Genomic DNA, 1,504 nt, shown 5'->3' with positions numbered 1-1,504 from the left:
CAGCAATTCCAAATTCAGAATGTAGCAAGGAATACAGAATACAAAACGCTTTTGCCCTGTAGCTCCCCATCCAAAATCAAGAAGAATTAACGCGAGTAACAGGGATGGCCTCATCGAGCATAAAGTCTAAAAGGTGGTGCCAGCCTTCAAACAGCAGATACTTGGTTAAGCAAAGAACATCGTTAAAAAAGCCTCTGCGAGTCCCCCTTTGCATCCGAGCCCGTTGATAGCGTTCATCGACTAGATGCAGAACAGTATGAAATAAGAAAGCCAGGAGATTGAGGGTCAACAGAAAAGAGGACAAATGTTGCTGACCATGTCCAAAATTATGCTCCAAATGATAGCCCCGAGTTTTGAGCACATTGTGATTCTCATTTTCGGTTCGCCAACGGCTCCGTCCAGCAGCGCAGACCAGAATGACCCGTTGGGGAGTCAGGTCGTGGTTAGTAATCCAGCTATTGCGATAGAGAAGTTGACCATCCGACTCGCGCTTAACGGTCACCTCACACCAATTGACCAGTAAGGCGGGTTGTTGTTCGCGCAGGGGGACTTGATTGAGATAACGATAGTCCCAAATTTCAAAGTATCGCCCATTCCAACGTCGCTGTTGAGTGGTTTTGACTTCTTGATTAGCCTCCAGGAAAGAAACCCACTCATAGAGAGTCGGATGGGAGGACGGTAAACAGACAAAGATAAAGTTGAAATGGTGTTCCAAACAATATTCAGCCATCGGTTGGCGACTATAGAGGTCGTCGCCTAAGAGGGTGATGGGCTGGCCTTCAAACCAGGACGCATGGCTCGCTATCCAGCGTTTTGCCGCGTTTTGCTCACAGTCTTGTTTCTCACTGCCATCTTGAGGAGTGATAAATTCTGGTGGCAAGGAAATGACCGATTTTTGGTCAGGAGAGACAATTACAGGCAAAATAGCTTGATGGTGATAAGTTACCTTCCCCTGTTTCGAGGTGCGGGTTGAGCAACAAGGACAACTAATTTTCTCTGAATCATAGTACTGAGTCCCATCTAGGGCGACGAGTAAGTTGCCATCCAAGGCTGTAAACAGCCTCAAATAGCCTTGTTCTCTCAGACCTTGATAAATCCATTTGAACGGTGAAAAAAGAGGCTTTGCGGCTATTCTATCGAGAATATTCTTTATCTGTTCTATGGTCGGGATATTAACCAGACCAAACAGACTTTGAGCATTATCTCGTCCACAACGACTATTCAATTGACGCTGATATTCTAGAAAGGATTCATTTTGCATAAAGAAGCTAGCAAATGCCCCCAAGACCGCGTCTTTTAGACTGTAGCGAGTAGCATTGCTAGCACTGCGCGGGTCAACCATGCCAGCGATAGCCCTGTGGAAGTAGCTCAGCATCCCTATAAAACTCAAATCTTGGACTTCCATTCCTGCAAAACCCAATGGGCAACTCGTTCACTCTATTTTGAGGGACAGAAGCGAAATCAATTCTGTATCCTACACTACCGTTTGAATTTGGAATTGCTG

At 45.8% G+C, this 1,504-nt stretch carries 1 protein-coding gene; it reads right to left on the bottom strand.

The genetic code is table 11. The features are described from left to right. Positions 1-76: 76 nt before the first annotated feature. A complete protein-coding gene (locus O9332_RS27595; protein ID WP_052275264.1) occupies positions 77-1,405 on the bottom strand; it encodes a hypothetical protein in 1,329 nt (442 codons plus the stop codon). Positions 1,406-1,504 lie beyond the last annotated feature (99 nt).

The sequence above is a fragment of the Microcystis sp. LE19-10.1B genome (genome assembly GCF_027530565.1).
Lineage (GTDB): Bacteria > Cyanobacteriota > Cyanobacteriia > Cyanobacteriales > Microcystaceae > Microcystis > Microcystis aeruginosa.
Note: the sequence above shows the minus strand (reverse complement) of the source record. Positions and strands in the feature narration are given on the sequence as shown.

Bases quoted from the DNA above. Each gene is read 5' to 3' on its own strand.
- O9332_RS27595 (WP_052275264.1), bottom strand. From the start codon at position 1,405: ATGGAAGTCCAAGATTTGAGTTTTATAGGGATGCTGAGCTACTTCCAC.